12 protein-coding genes and 1 pseudogene are annotated in these 14,134 nt (G+C 60.7%); 4 read left to right on the forward strand and 9 right to left on the reverse strand.

The annotated features are described in order from the left end of the window. Together HBJ59_RS24545 and HBJ59_RS24550 are read left to right on the forward strand one after the other, a co-directional pair. On the forward strand, positions 1 to 752 hold a 752-nt coding region (locus HBJ59_RS24545; RefSeq protein ID WP_178124288.1), incomplete at its 5' end, for an RNase A-like domain-containing protein. Beyond that, a complete protein-coding gene (locus tag HBJ59_RS24550; RefSeq protein WP_167665032.1) occupies positions 749 to 1,072 on the forward strand; it encodes a contact-dependent growth inhibition system immunity protein in 324 nt (107 codons plus the stop codon). The genes HBJ59_RS24545 and HBJ59_RS24550, both read left to right, overlap by 4 nt. Before the next feature lie 35 nt (positions 1,073 to 1,107). Here the strand turns inward: HBJ59_RS24550 and feaR are convergent, their stop codons facing one another. The 3 genes from feaR to HBJ59_RS24565 form a co-directional block, all read right to left on the reverse strand. Beyond that, entirely contained in the window at positions 1,108 to 2,061 is a 954-nt protein-coding gene (gene feaR, locus HBJ59_RS24555; RefSeq protein WP_167665033.1) for a transcriptional regulator FeaR, read from the reverse strand. A gap of 117 nt (positions 2,062 to 2,178) precedes the next feature. Further along, the gene (locus HBJ59_RS24560) at positions 2,179 to 2,763 is read right to left on the reverse strand and encodes a DUF3156 family protein (RefSeq protein ID WP_167665034.1); all 585 of its coding nucleotides are present in this window, start codon (positions 2,761 to 2,763) and stop codon (positions 2,179 to 2,181) included. Continuing rightward, positions 2,744 to 4,243 carry an APC family permease gene (locus HBJ59_RS24565; protein WP_167665035.1) on the reverse strand — a complete coding sequence of 500 codons (1,500 nt, stop codon included), beginning with the start codon at positions 4,241 to 4,243 and terminating at the stop codon, positions 2,744 to 2,746. Before HBJ59_RS24565 ends, HBJ59_RS24560 begins: the two co-directional genes overlap by 20 nt. Before the next feature lie 217 nt (positions 4,244 to 4,460). Here HBJ59_RS24565 and HBJ59_RS24570 point away from each other — a divergent pair, with 217 nt between their 5' ends. Continuing rightward, positions 4,461 to 5,789 carry a hypothetical protein gene (locus HBJ59_RS24570; RefSeq protein WP_167665036.1) on the forward strand — a complete coding sequence of 443 codons (1,329 nt, stop codon included), beginning with the start codon at positions 4,461 to 4,463 and terminating at the stop codon, positions 5,787 to 5,789. A gap of 173 nt (positions 5,790 to 5,962) precedes the next feature. Here HBJ59_RS24570 and HBJ59_RS24575 read toward each other — a convergent pair. Together HBJ59_RS24575 and HBJ59_RS24580 are read right to left on the reverse strand one after the other, a co-directional pair. Continuing rightward, a pseudogene (locus tag HBJ59_RS24575) lies at positions 5,963 to 6,448 on the reverse strand (flavin reductase family protein); the annotation flags it as partial. A gap of 156 nt (positions 6,449 to 6,604) precedes the next feature. After that, positions 6,605 to 7,774, reverse strand: coding sequence for a p-hydroxyphenylacetate 3-hydroxylase oxygenase component (locus tag HBJ59_RS24580; protein ID WP_167665037.1), 1,170 nt, complete (start codon positions 7,772 to 7,774; stop codon positions 6,605 to 6,607). Between the two features lie 228 nt (positions 7,775 to 8,002). On the opposite strand from HBJ59_RS24580, the gene HBJ59_RS24585 reads away from it, so the two are divergent. Continuing rightward, complete coding sequence (locus HBJ59_RS24585; protein ID WP_167665038.1) at positions 8,003 to 9,490, forward strand: aldehyde dehydrogenase family protein; 1,488 nt, start codon at positions 8,003 to 8,005, stop codon at positions 9,488 to 9,490. Between the two features lie 325 nt (positions 9,491 to 9,815). On the opposite strand, the gene HBJ59_RS24590 is transcribed toward HBJ59_RS24585, so the two are convergent. From HBJ59_RS24590 to HBJ59_RS24605, 4 genes are read right to left on the reverse strand one after another with little or no spacing between them, the layout of a single operon-like run. Further along, positions 9,816 to 11,426 (reverse strand): gamma-glutamyltransferase family protein, encoded by a 1,611-nt coding sequence (locus HBJ59_RS24590; RefSeq protein WP_167665039.1) that lies wholly within the window; start codon positions 11,424 to 11,426, stop codon positions 9,816 to 9,818. A 25-nt stretch (positions 11,427 to 11,451) separates the two neighbouring features. Beyond that, on the reverse strand, positions 11,452 to 12,543 hold the full coding sequence (locus HBJ59_RS24595) for a polyamine ABC transporter substrate-binding protein (protein ID WP_167665040.1): 1,092 nt from the start codon (positions 12,541 to 12,543) through the stop codon (positions 11,452 to 11,454). Positions 12,544 to 12,563: 20 nt separating this feature from the next. After that, complete coding sequence (locus HBJ59_RS24600) at positions 12,564 to 13,343, reverse strand: amino acid ABC transporter ATP-binding protein (protein ID WP_017478927.1); 780 nt, start codon at positions 13,341 to 13,343, stop codon at positions 12,564 to 12,566. Between the two features lie 2 nt (positions 13,344 to 13,345). Further along, a complete protein-coding gene (locus tag HBJ59_RS24605) occupies positions 13,346 to 14,122 on the reverse strand; it encodes an amino acid ABC transporter permease (protein ID WP_088422625.1) in 777 nt (258 codons plus the stop codon). Positions 14,123 to 14,134 lie beyond the last annotated feature (12 nt).

Below are 14,134 nucleotides of genomic sequence, written 5' to 3' on the forward strand. Positions count from 1 at the left end.
TAAAACCCTTCCACTACCAACTTGACCACCTCGGCACCCCACAGGAACTCACCGCGCCCGACGGCGAAATCGTCTGGTCCGCCCACTACCGCGCCTACGGCCAAATCGCCAAGCTCGACGTCAACACCATCACCAACCCGCTGCGCTTCCAGGGCCAATACTTCGACCCGGAAAGCGGGCTGCACTACAACCGCCATCGCTACTACAATCCGGATATTGGCCGCTATCTGACGCCCGATCCGGTGAAACTGGCGGGTGGGCTGAACGGATACCAGTACGTGCCCAACCCGACGGGGTGGGTGGATCCGTTGGGATTAGTTTGTACGCCTGGGCAGTGCCCGGGCTCAACAAATAACACAGCAGTTAGCAAAGTCCCTGGAGGGGGATTAGCCGCGCATGAAGCAGCTGGGGGTCATCTAATTGAAAAGCACGTCGGTCAGACAACGGCGCAGTTAGCTTCAAGGCTTGTAGCAGAGCCAAATATTCCAGCTGCATCTACGTTTCAGAATCTAACGACTGCCGAGTCAGTCGTATCTAGGAGCCTGGCATCTCATAATCAACAAATACATACATTCCTAAGCGGGAGTACTAACAAACTTATTATTCGAGACAGACATCAAAATCCCGTAGGATTAAGCCTCATAAGAGGTTCAAGCCAGACCATCCCGGTCTACAAGTTATTACTGGTTTTAAAAAGAGATCAAACAATGCCCGATGGCTATCTGATACTGACAGGCTACCCAATACCATGAGCACTGCATTAACAGCGTTGCAACAGTTTTTTGGTGGCTACTTCAACCAGGACTGGGTCTACGATCACGACTCTGCAGACGAGGTCATTGACTCTTTTATAAACGAGTCAGACCCCGAGGCAATATGCCAAGTAAGGCAGGAAATCATTGAGCTCTTAGCCGTTCAAAATACAGAGATAGACCTCCAAAAAAACCTTCTCTATGAACAGTACTGTTACTACCACTATCCCCACGAGTGGCCATCAGGACGATTGTGGCTTGAACATGTCATAGAAAAGCTCGACAAGGCAATAAGCGGAGCGACGCGTGAAGGGGAATAGAATGAGCAAACAAATGAGTGGCCCTATAGCGCCACTCACCCCACCTGCTGCAACCGCCCAGCCCGAAAATCCTTCGGCGACACTTCAAACTGCTTCTTGAACGACCGACTAAAGTGCGCCGAATCCGTAAATCCCCACTTATACGCAATCGACGTAATCGACTCACTGCGCAAGAACGGGTTGGTCAGATCATCCGCACTACGCTTCAACCGCGCCCGCTGGATATAACGGCACACACTGTCATCCTGCTCTTCAAACAACCGATACAAATGCCGCACCGAGATGTTCAATCGACTCGCCAACCCCACCGGGCTGAGCCCTGGCTGGGTCAACGATTCATCAATCACCTTCTGCACATAGCTGCGCAAATTGCTGCCTTGCAACCCGCCGCAATCGTCCCGCTCATCATCTTCCTGCTCAAACGCCGACCCCAGTAGCGAGACAAACGCCGACTGCAACGCCTGCCCCTCGCCGACCGCGCCTTCACCGTTGAGTGCGTCCTTGCACAATTGGTCCATCAGCACATGCAACATGCGCCCGCAGGCTTTGCTTGAGGAGATTTTGCCGAAGGTCTTGGGCTGGTTGCCGAACTGTTTGCACACCTCTGCGCGGGACAATGACAGTGAGGCGTGTTCGATCAGCCCGAACGGGGTGATGTCGATGGAGCCCACCGAGTCCATCAAAAGTAATTCGCCGGGGGCGAGTTGCACGCTCTGGCCGTTTTGGGTGATCTGGCAGTAGCCGCTGCGCTGGCTGACCAGGAAACAGTTCTGGTCGTCATCGTGGTCGGCGCGGGCTTTGGGGCGTTTGATCAGGCCGGCGTTGGTGCGCAGGTTGGCCAGAGGCAAGCCGCCGCGGGAAAAGGTGCTGATGCTGCCGATGAACAGCGAGCGGTTGAAGGCCAGTTCTGTGTCGAAGTGACCGCAAGCCGCGCGCAGATCCCGGGTCCAGCGGTCCAGCCCGTCTTGCCCAATCTGTTGCATGCTCATGGTAGTTTCCACCTTGGCTTTTTGTTTTTGTCGGGCAATAGTTAACATGTTATCTATATGCGCGCAACAAGTACGTGTCTGCCAAGGTGTTTGCACTATTGATGCCAAATCCTGCGGTCAGTGGGCCTGTAATGCGCGCTGGAAACCGCTCAAGGCGTCCAGCAGCCAGGCACGCTGATCACTGCTCAAGGCGATATAGCGCCGAAACGCCGGCATGCGGTTGACCACCTCGCTGCCGCCCATATGCTCAAGCCGCACGCACCACTGGTGATCCACCAGGTCGATGCGCAGGCGCTTGAAGTCCAGCGGCATCAAGGCGCGATACAACGCACTGCCCTCCTGCAACTCGGTTTGCAGAACGCCTAAAACTTCCTTGTTTCCCGAGCGCTGCCGACAGCGGATTCCAGTGCGTCGAACGGCCCCGGTGTGGTGCAGTTCGAAGCTCGCCGTGCCCTGCTGCGAGGCAGGCAGGTGCAGTACGAATTCGGTCATCACCAGGTGCATCAACAGTTGCGATTCGGTGCGCTCGACGATCTCCAGTTGCAACCCGAGTTCGTCCAGGGCAACCCGGGCCGTCGTCGGTCCGCACACCGCATAACCGGCAAGGCCAAGGTTGCGCCGCAGGTGTTCCAGCGTAACGCCGGGACGATAACCGGCAGGCGCGCGCCGGGCGCTGAACAGCTCAGACAGTTTTTGCAGCATGGCTGATATACCCGTTGTGCGGCTGACCCGATTCATGGGCGAACTCCTTGGCTAACACCTCTTCCACCGAGGCGGGCTTGAATGGATTGACCTTCTGCACCACCAGGGTCCAGAACAACGCGTACACGGCCGTGCAACCGAGCATCACGCCGAAGGGAATGTAGATGTCAGCAGGGTTCATCCCCGGCGGCGTGATAAACCACATGCCCAGCAGGATGCCGATGCTCGACAGAATCTGCGGCAGCGGAAAGAACGGCGAACGGTAGGCACGAGGCAGATCAGGCCGGCGAATCCGCAGGATCACCACCGACAACGTCACCAGCAGATAAGCAAAACTCCAGGCACACACGGCGGCCAATACCAGGTGCATGATGTTGTCGGTGTTACCCCCCAGGTACAGCGCGTGCAGGCACGGAATCAGCATCGCCACCAGGATGCACAGCAGCGGTGTCTTGAAGCGCGGGTGCAGGTAGGTGAAGACCTTGGGCAACGCGCCGTCCACCGCCATGCCGTACAGGATCCGTGGTACACCGGCCATCAAGGTGTTGATGGTCGCAGCACCGGCAAACAGGAAGCCGATACCCAGCCACATCGGGCCGATGCTGCCCATCACCTGCTCGGCGAATTTCGGGATCGCCATCGGCGTATCCAGCAGGTGCACGCCGCCCGCCGCGTCGATCAATACGTTCTCCACCTGGCGCTTCATTGCCGCGCCGTAGATGAACATGCACGTGGCCACACCCAACAGCCCCAGCACCATCGCTTTGGGCATCACCTTGGCCGAGTTGCGCAGGTCCGGCGCCAGCGGCGTGACGAACTCGCAACCGACGAACATGAACATCGCCATGCCCACCAGCGACAGGATCGTGATCAGGTCGGTGCCCACCAGGGATTCACCGAACCAGCCGTCCAACTGCACCGCCGGAGCCGCGATCAGACCCAGCACGCCAAACACCATCAGGGTGGTCCACATGCCAAAGGTGAGGATGATCTCGGCGCGGCCGAACGCGCTGACACCAAACGCATTCAGCACCCCGAACACAATCACGAAACCCACCCCCAGCAACCATGAGCCGCCGGCAGATTCCGCCAGGGTATTGAGGTGCTCGAAATTCACCAGCGCCATCACCCCGGACAGGATCGTCTCAGCGGTGCCGGCAAACACGTGCACGATCAGGTACGCCGACAAGGTGCCGGTGATCGCAAAGAACCGGCCCATGCCGCAGTTGATGTAGTCGTAGACCGAGCCGGTGGTGGGCAGGATCGAGGCGGCTTCGGCGAAGGTGGTCGCCTGGGCCAGCATCATCACCACCGCGATCAACATCGCCACCGCAAAGGCGCTGCCGCCGATGCCAAACCCCATGGTTGCGGTGAGGATCACCGGGCTGGCCATGATCAGGCCAATGGTGCTCGCCAGCGCCGTGGGAAAGCCCACCGTGCCGCGTTTCAAGTGTTCGGTGAGCCGGTCGTTGATCGACATGGTGCAGATCCTCAAGAAGCGGATTTTTAGAAGTATTGGCACTCTGCGCCCCGCCCTGGCTGATCGTCTTGCTCCTGGCTGCCGCCGGTTTTGTTGCTGCCTGCCACTGTCCCGCCGCTGGCGGCCAGGGTCAATTACCTGGCACGCAGAGGAAAGACTTGGCCCGCCCCCGCTCGCACTAATGCGCCCTCAACTCAACCTGCTGGGGACTATAACAATGGAGCACACACAAAAAACCCGTCGGCTGTACAAGGCCGTGAGCCTGGGCATTGCGCTGATGGTCATCGAGTCATCGGCCCGGGCGTTCGAGCTGTACGCCGATGACGACACCCAGGTCACCGGCAACTTCCTCGCGGTGTACGGGATGTTCAACAGCCGCAAAAACTATGACGGCACCACCGGCGGTTCCACCTGGCGTGAAGGCTTCATCAAATATGGCTTGAGCGTTGACCAGCGCTTCGGCGCCCTGGGCAGCGTGTATGGCACGGCTAACCTGGTCAGCTCCGGCACCTGGGGTGATGGCGATGCGTCCGGCGTGACCACCGGCAGCGAGCGCACCACCAAGTTCGACGAAGCCTTCGCCGGTTGGCGCTCGGGGGAGCTGTTTCCGGCGCTGGGCAAGGATGGTGTGGACCTGTCGTTCGGCCGCCAGATCATCATGCTCGGCGACGGTTTCATCATCAATGACGACGGCCCGAACCTCGGCAAGGGCGTGGACGATGGCAAGTTCAACCGGGGCGGCGCCTACTACATCGCCGCGCGCCATGCCTTCGATCAAACCGCCGTATTACGCCTGGGGGGCAAGGACCGCGTGCATGGCAGCGTGATGTGGATCAAGTCCGACAACCGCGCCCAGGCCAACACCGAAATGGCCGCCGGCACCCTGGACTACACCGCCGCACCCGGCACCGTGGGGTTGACCTATATCCATGGCATCAGCGTCGATGACCGTTACGCCAATGACCTGCAAAAACAGCGCGCCGGGATGAACCTCTACAGCCTGCGGGGTGCGGGCAATGCCGGGATCGAGAACGCACACTTTTCCTTTGAATACGCCTGGCAGGACAAGGACGCCGGCCCGGAAAAGGCCTGGTACACCGAGGGCGGTTATACCTTCGCCGCGCTGCCATGGTCGCCGGACCTGACCTACCGCTACAGCCGCTATTCGAAAAACTGGGACGCGATGTTCGCGGGTTTCAACCGTGGCTACGGCACTTGGGTGCAGGGCGAAGTGGCCGGCAATTATTCGGGGCCGTTCAATACCAATACTGAGGTGCAGCACGTGGCGTTGAAGGTCAAGCCGCTGGACAGCGTGACCGTCGGCGCGCTGTTCTTCGATTACAAGACGTTGAGCAAGGGCGGCATGCTCAACCTCGACGGGCGCGAACTGGACCTGTACGCGGAGTGGGCGGTGAACGAACACCTGATCGTCACGCCGCTGCTGGGGCTGTACAAGCCCAACAAGGATGAGAGCAACGGCGGCAACCAGGTGGGTGGCAACGGCACCAATGTGTATAGCCAAGTCACCGTGGCCGTGCCGTTCTAACACAGATGCAATGAGCAACCGAGATCACATGTGGGAGCGGGCTTGCTCGCGAAAGCGGTGTGTCAGTCGCCAGATGTATTGGCTGACACTCAGCATTCGCGAGCAAGCCCGCTCCCACATTAAATTTGCATCAGCCCTCGATAGAGGTGTTCGCCCTACGGTTGCCGCTCCTCGATCCGCGCATACGCCCCTTGGTGATAGAGCAACGGCGAACGCCCAAAATCATCAAACGCCACCACCTTGCCTATCATGATCCAGTGATCACCACCGTCCACCTGCTGGTATTTCTCGCAGTGAAACCGCGCCGAGCAATCGGCGAAAACCGGCGAGCCGCCTTCGCCCGATTCGAATTCGATTTCGGCGAAGCGATCGTCCTTGGGCCGAGCAAAATTATTCGACAGGTGGATCTGGTCGGCCGCCAGCACATTGACCGCAAAATGGCTGGCCTGCTCGAACACCTCATGGCTGTTGGAGCGCTTGTCGATGCTCCACAGCACCAGCGGCGGGTCCAGGGAGACCGAGTTGAAGCTGTTGGCGGTGACACCCACTTTGCGCCCGCTGGCATCAGCGGCGGTGACCACCGTGACACCGGTGGCAAAGTTGCCCAGGGCCCGGCGAAAGGCCCGTGGATCGAAGATCGTAGCGCTGTGCTCAGACATACAAGACTCCCGGATTACTTATTATCGAGCTGCTCCCTGTAGGAGCGAGCTTGCTCGCGAAGGTCGTTAACGATGACGTGGGTTGCCTGGATGGGAGCGGCGCTCTCGGTTTTTTCGCGAGCAAGCTCGCTCCTGCAGAGGGGCCGCCACGAGGCTTCAAATCATGCTCGGATCAGGCTCAAGCCCCATCAGCTCACGCCCCAGAATCTGTGCGCACACGTCGTAATCGGTGTACGCATGGGCGCCGGTCATATGGGAATCGCGGAACAACCGCTGCATTTCGTTGTGCTCGAACCACGCATTGCCACCCGCGGCCTCGAACAAACGGTCCACCGCCTGGATGCACATCTTGGTCGCGTACGCCTGATTGGTGCGCCAGAACGCCAGGGTCTCGCGGCTCGGGTAACGGTGCTGCTCGCTGTGTTCGGCGTGTTCCTGCCAGGTCTTTTCCAGGAACGCCCGGGCGGCGGCCACCTGGTGCGTCGACTCGGCCAGGCGCATCAACGCCGGAGTCGCCGCACCCACCGCCGCGCCGGTGTAGGCACGTACGCGGGTCTTGGTTTTCTCGCGGAACACCTCAAGCATGCGCTCGGCCACGCCCAGGCTGACGGTGGAGAAACCGCTGGCGAAATACGGCCGGTACGGCGAGTAGAAAATCTTGCTGTCGGGGTACAAACCGAAGCCGGCGGACTTGCCTTCCATCATGTCTTTGGCTTTCTGGATGCGATGTTCGGGCACCAATACGTTGTCGATAATCAAGGTCTTGGTGCCACTGCCTTTCATGCCGGCGGCGAACCAGTCATCACGAATCTGATAGTCGCTGCGCGGCAGCACCGCAAAGCAGTAATCCTGAGTACCTTCGGTATTTTTACGACGGAAACCGACAATCGCCCACTCGGCGTGATCGCAACCGCTGCTCCAGCCCATTTCACCGCTGAACAGCACGCCGCCTTCAACTTCTTCAGTGCGGCCAAACGGCGCGATGCTGCTACTGGCCGTGGCGTTCGGGTTATCGCCCCAGACTTCCTGCTGCAGCTTGGCGGAAAACAGCGCCAGTTGATGGCTGTGGGTGCACAACAGACTCATGGCCCAGGCGGTGCTGGCACAGGCGCCGGCGAGCAAGGCGATGCAGTCGGCAAACTGCGGCAGGGAGATTTCCATGCCACCAAAGGGTTTGGGTTGAAAGGCACGGTGCATGCCGATGCTCTTGAGCAGCGCAATGTTCTCGTCGGGAACCTTGCGGTCCTGCTCGGCCTGGAAGGCGTTGGCAGCGATGGTCGGCAGAATCGCCTTGAGGTCTTCGAGGAGCGGGTTTGGCTTTTTCATGGACGGCCCTGCTTATTATTGGATGTCCGGCTGGCGTTCCAAATCAACGAACGACGCTGGATGTGGGGCCAGTATGGAGCCGGCGATCACACCGGAAAATGCACCTTCCACAGCCAAGATTGCACTTTCCACAGGCCTGGCAGCCACAGACATATCGCGCGGCAGGCACAGACAAGCCTGGCCCAGCGGCGCTGGTTAACCTCGGGCTTTTGCGAGCAGGAAATTCCCATGAGCGATATTGCGCTGCTGCCTGAAGTCCAAGCCTTCCTCCGTCGAAACCATGCCTTGTTTATCGACGGCGGCTACGTCCAGAGCCACTCCAGCCAAACCCTGGAGGTGATCAACCCGGCCAACGGCGAAGTGATCGCCCGCGTCGCCGATGCCGACCTTGTCGATATCGACGCGGCCGTGGAATCGGCCCGACGTGGCTTCCGGCAGTGGTCCCAGGTCGCGCCAGCCATTCGCGGCAATGTGCTGCTGAAACTCGCCGACCTGCTGGAGCAACACCGCGAAGAACTGGCGCAGATCGAAACCTGCCAGTCGGGCAAGATCATCCAGATTTCCCGGGCCTTTGAGGTCGACCAGGCCGCGCACTTCCTGCGTTACTACGCCGGTTGGGCCACCAAGATCAGCGGCCAGACCATCACCCCGTCACTGCCCTCCTTCGCCGGTGAACGCTACACCGCCTTCACCCTGCGGGAACCGGTGGGCGTGGTGGTGGGCATCGTGCCGTGGAATTTCTCGACCATGATCGCCATCTGGAAACTCGCCTCGGCGCTGGTGACCGGTTGCAGCATCATCATCAAGCCCAGCGAGTTCACCCCGCTGACCATCCTGCGCATCGCCGAACTCGCCATCGACGCCGGCCTGCCGGCGGGCGTACTGAACGTGTTGACCGGTGGCGGGCATGTGGGCAAAGGCCTGGTGGAGCATCCGGACACCGACAAGGTTTCGTTCACCGGCTCGGTGCCCACCGGCATCGCCGTGGGCCGCAGCGCCATGGGCGCGGGGCTGACCCGGGCGACCCTGGAACTGGGCGGTAAAAACTCGGCCGGGTTTCTGCGGGATATGGACCTCGACAAGGCGGTCAACGGCATCATCGAAGCCGGCTTCCTGCACTCCGGGCAAATCTGCGCTGCCGCCGAACGCTTCTTCGCCCATCGCTCGCAGATCGAGCCGATCATGGACAAGCTGGCGCAGCGCCTGGGCCAGTTGAACATCGGTTCGCCGCTGGACGAACGCACCGAGTTCGGCCCGGTGACCAACCGTCAGCACCAACAGAAACTCGAAGGGTTTTTCGCCAAGGCCCGCGCCGAACACAACACGATCATCCATGGCGGCAAGCTGATCGACGGGCCGGGTTGCTACGTGGAGCCGACTGTAATTCTCGCCAACACCATCAACGACACCCTGCTCAACGAAGAAACCTTCGGCCCGATCGCCACGTTTTTCCCCTATGACACCGAGGAAGAACTGCTGGAGTTGATGAACAACACGCCTTACGGCCTGAGCGCCAGCCTCTGGACCAACGATTTGAGCAAGGCCCTGCGCATGGTGCCGGCAATCAACGCGGGGACGGTGTGGGTGAACATGCACACGATGCTCGACCCGGCGGTGCCGTTCGGCGGCAACAAGTCTTCGGGGGTGGGGCGGGAGTTTGGTGGGGCTTTTATCGAGGACTACACCGAGCTCAAGTCGGTGATGATTCGCTACTGACCGGCATGCGGGCTGGGGGAGGATGCGAGGCGGGGACATATCCGTTTTTGGGGTGACGGCTGTTACGGCGGCCTACCGGCCGGCTTGAGTGTGGTGAAGCAAAAGCGAAATCAAGAGCGGGCACAGTCCAATTGTGGGAGCGGGCTTGCTCGCGAAGGTCGTTAACGATAACGCTGGCATTCTGTATGAACGCGGCGCCCTCAGGTTTTTCGCGAGCAAGCTCGCTCCTACAGGAAAGCAGCTCTGCTTTTGATCGCGGTGCCAGCGGGACGCGGAGCGTCCGAGGCGGCGTTCCCACGCAGAGCGTGGGAACGATCACCTTCGCCTACCAAGCCGCAATATGCGAATCCGCCCGCGGCTCAGTCCCCCCACACAGCACCCCACTGACCGGATCCCGCAGGATAATCTGCCCACGCCCGAAGTCCGTCAGGTCACTGGCAATCTGCACCTGATGCCCACGCCGAGCCAGCGCATTGGCCAAATCCCGCGACGCCCCCTGCTCGATGCCCACCTTCATTTCCCCCAGCCACTGCCAACGCGGCGCATCAAGGGCCGCCTGGGGATTAAGGCCGAAATCCACCAGATTCATCACCATCTGCACATGCCCCTGAGGCTGCATGTACCCGCCCATCACACCAAACGGCCCGAGAGCTTCGCCATTGCGGGTAAGGAACCCGGGAATGATGGTGTGGAACGTCTTTTTCCCAGGCATCAGGCAATTGGCATGACCCGAATCAAGACTGAATTCCTGCCCGCGGTTCTGCAGCGCGATACCACTGTCGGGCAACACCACACCGGAGCCAAAGCCGTGGTAATTGCTCTGGATAAACGAAACCATATTGCCTTCCGCATCGGCAGTGGCCAGGTACACCGTGCCACTGGCGTGAGGATCGCCAGGCTTGGGTGGCTGGGCCTGCTCCCCTATCTGCCCGCGCCGCCGGGTGCTGTACCCATCGCTGAGCAAATCAGCCACCGCCAAGCGCATGTGCAGCGGGTCGGTGATGTAATGCAGGCCATCGCTGTACGCCAGTTTCATCGCCTCCAGTTGGCGATGCCAGGTCTGCTGGCTGTCGCGGTGATCGAAGCTGAAACCTTCCAGAATCTTCAGCGCCATCAGCGCCACCAGACCCTGCCCGCTCGGCGGGATTTCCCACACATCGACCCCGCGATAATTGATGTGGATCGGCTCTACCCACTGTGCCCGGTAGCCGTTGAGATCGGTGGCCCGCAAGTAGCCACCGGTGGCTCGGGAATGAGCATCCAGGCGCTCTGCCAGGGCGCCGCGATACAGGCTTTCACAGCGGGTCGCAGCCAGTTCTTCAAGGGTTCGCGCCTGGGCCGGATTGCGAAAAATCTCCCCGGCCCGTGGCGCCCGGCCGTCGATCAGGAACGTTTCGAACCACGCCTCCAGCACCGGGTCGCGATGGGGGCCGAACTCGTCCAGGGCGACCTGCCATTGATGGGCAACCACCGGAGACAACGGAAACCCGTCCCGCGCCAAACTGATGGCCGGTTGCAGCAGTTCGGCAAACGGCAGCTTGCCAAAACGCTGCGACAGCTCGGCCCACGCCGACGGGCAGCCCGGCACTGTCACCGGGGTCCAACCATACAGCGGCATGCGTTCATGGCCGGCGGCCTTCACCGCCTCGATCGACACCGCCGCCGGCGCATGCCCGTTGCCGTTAAGGCCATGCAACTGGCCCTTGCACCAGACCAATGCAAAGGCATCGCCCCCCAGGCCGCAGCCGGTGGGTTCGACCACCGTCAGCGCCGCCGCCGTGGCGATGGCGGCATCAATGGCGTTGCCGCCTTTTTGCATGATCTCGATACCAGCCTGGGCAGCCAAAGGCTGGGAAGCCGCGACCATGCCGCGCCGGGCAAATACGCTCTGGCGCTGGGACGGATAAGGGTATTCATGAGCAGAAAATTTCAACATGGCAAAGGCTCTTCAAAACAAGGATTCATTGGCCGGATTTGACCCGGTTCCACTCCCGGGTCATCAGGCGCTGGATGGCTTCCGGCAGGTCGGCGGAAACGAAGGTGCGGCTGATCACTTCGTCACCGGGGTAGATGCCGGGGTTGCCGCTGACTTTGGGGTCCATCAGCGCCGTCGCGTCTTGGTTGGGGTTGGCGTAGCCCACATAGTCGCTGATGGGCGCGATCACGTCGGGGCGCAGCAGGTAGTTGATCAGGGCGTGGGCGTTGGCCTCGTTGCCGGCGTCCTTGGGGATCGCCAGCATGTCGAACCATAGGTTCACGCCTTCCTTGGGGATCAGGTAGCGGATGTCGATGTGTTTGCCCGCTTCCTTGGCGCGGTTCTGGGCCTGCATCACGTCGCCGGAATAGCCGATGGCCACGCAGATATCACCGTTGGCCAGGTCGGCGGTGTATTTCGACGAGTTGAAGTAGGTCACCGAAGGCCGTAGTTCCATCAGGCGTTTCGAGGCTTGCTTGTAGTCGTCGGGCTTGACGCTGTTGGGGTCCAGCCCGAGGTAGAGCATCACCTGGGGGATGATCTTCACCGGCGCATCGAGAAACGCCACGCCGCAGCTTTTGAGCTTGGCCAGGTTGCCGGGTTCGAACACCATCGACCAGGAATCCAGTACCGCGTCCTTGCCCAGCACCGCACGAACTTTTTCCTCGTTGTAACCGATACCCACGGTGCCCCACATATACGGCACGGCGTAGCGGTTGCCGGGGTCGGCGGCTTCCAGGCGTTGCATCAGGCGCGGGTCGAGGTGCTTCCAGTTATCCAGCAGGGAACGTTGCAGCGGCTGGTAGGCTCCGGCCCGAATCTGCTTGGACAGGAATTGGCTGGACGGCACCACCACGTCATACCCCGAATGCCCGGAAAGCAGCTTGGCTTCGAGCATCTCGTTGGTGTCGAAGATGTCGTACTGGACCTTGATGGCGCTGTCTTTCTCGAAATTCTTCAAGGTGTCGGGCCCGATGTAATCGGACCAGTTATAGACCTTCACCACCGGGTCGGCGGCCTGGGTCATGGGGACAATCGCGGCGCAGCACAGGGCCGCGAACACACTCGATAAGCGCATGGTGACTTTCCTTGGAAGGGTCATAGCACACGGCTGAGAAAGGCCCGGGTACGGGGATGGCTCGGACGGCTGAAAATCTGTTCCGGCGGCCCTTGTTCGATGAGTTCGCCCTGGTCGAGCACCACCACGCGGTCGGCCACTTCACGGGCAAAGCCCATTTCATGGGTCACCACCACCATGGTCATGCCCTCCTCGGCCAACTCTTTCATCACCTGCAAAACTTCGCCCACGGTTTCCGGGTCGAGGGCGCTGGTGGGCTCGTCGAACAACATGGCCTGGGGTTTCATCGCCAGCGCCCGGGCGATGGCCACCCGTTGCTGCTGCCCGCCCGAGAGCATCGACGGGTAGTGGCCGGCCTTGTCCGCCAGGCCCACGCGTTCCAGCAAGCCGCGGGCTTGTTCCAATGCCGCCGCACGAGACACACCGAGCACCTGGATCGGCGCCTCGATGATGTTTTCCAGGGCGGTCATATGGGGGAACAGGTTGAAGCGCTGGAACACCATGCCGATGTCCCGGCGCTGGCGAGCGATGTTGCGCTCCGAGTCCCGCACCAGGCTGCCGTCGGCACGTTCGCGATAACCCATCGCCCGACCGTTGACGCGGATGCGCCCACCCTGGATGTCTTCCAGCAAATTGATGCAGCGGATAAAGGTGGTCTTGCCCGAGCCCGAGGCACCGATCAGCACCACCACTTCGCCACGGCGCACTTGCAGGGAAATCCCCTTGAGAATCTGCAACTCGCCGAAGGACTTGTGCACATCCAGGGCCTCGATGATCAACTCTTCACTTTTGTGCGCCATGGTTAGCGTCCCCTCAACAATTTCAGGGTGCTGCGACCGAACATCCGGCTGGAGGCCGGCGGCGGTGACGAAGGCCGGTCCGACTGGCCGAAACGCGCCTCCAGCCAGCGCTGGAAAAAGCCCCAGAGCGTGGTCAACAACAGGAAGTAGATGGCGACCACCAGGTACAACTCGAACACCCGGAAGGTGGCCGAGGTGACCATCTGGGTGCTGAGCAACAGCTCCTGCACGCCGATCACACTCACCAGGGTGGTGTTCTTGAGCATCACGTTGAACTCGTTGCCCAGCGGCGGGACGATCACCCGGAACGCCTGGGGCAGTACAATGCGCCGCATCAGCTTGGCGAAACCCATGCCCAGTGAGCGCCCGGCTTCGTACTGGCCCTTGTCCACCGCGCCAATGCCGGCCCGGATGATCTCGGCCATATAGGCGCCTTCATTCAGGCCCAGGGCGATGATCGCCGCCTGGATATTCCCGGGGATCACCAGCCCGAACAGGTCGATATCCTCGAAACGAAAAATCCCGCCCGCCGCCAGCGCCGTGTACAGGAACACGATCTGCACCAGCAACGGTGTGCCACGCATCAACCACACATAAAAGCGCACCGGCAGGTGCAGCAGCGGGTTCTTCGACAACCGCAACAACGCCGCCGCCAACCCCAGCACACAGCCCAGCAGCATCGCCGACACCGCGATCAGGCACGTCAGCCAGAGCCCGGTCAGGTATACCCCGCTGGGCTGCAGAAGGTACTGCCAGAACACATCCCAATTGAAATTCATCGCAGGTTGGCC

The sequence above is a fragment of the Pseudomonas sp. AN3A02 genome, assembly GCF_011765255.1.
Lineage (GTDB): Bacteria > Pseudomonadota > Gammaproteobacteria > Pseudomonadales > Pseudomonadaceae > Aquipseudomonas.